At 69.4% G+C, this 327-nt stretch carries 1 protein-coding gene; it reads left to right on the forward strand.

The window, feature by feature from the left end; genetic code table 11:
• The coding region (locus tag EN853_RS33415; RefSeq protein WP_245517527.1) for a pyridoxal-dependent decarboxylase at positions 1 to 327 on the forward strand (327 nt) is incomplete at both ends.

The following is a 327-nucleotide window of genomic DNA, read 5'->3' on the forward strand; positions in this document are numbered from 1 at the left end:
AGCGGCAAAGAGACGACGGAGCTTTTCTCGCGGCCCTGGGCCGAGGAGGGCAGGGGCGGGGATGTCCTGCACGACTTCAAGCTGATCGCTGCGCATGCGCGACCATCGACCGGCAGGTTCTTCGCCTACGTGCTCGGTTCGGGCGAGCCGGTGGGCGCGGTAGGGGAATTGCTGGCGGCGGTGCTCAATCAGAACGTCACCTCGTGGCGATCGGCTCCGGCGGCGACGTCGATCGAGCACGCCGTCGTCGGGTGGCTGGCGCAGGCGGTCGGCTGCGCCGGGTTCACAGGCAGCCTTTGCGGCGGCGGCTCGGCGGCAAACCTGATG

This window comes from Mesorhizobium sp. M1C.F.Ca.ET.210.01.1.1 (genome assembly GCF_004791585.1).
GTDB lineage: Bacteria > Pseudomonadota > Alphaproteobacteria > Rhizobiales > Rhizobiaceae > Mesorhizobium.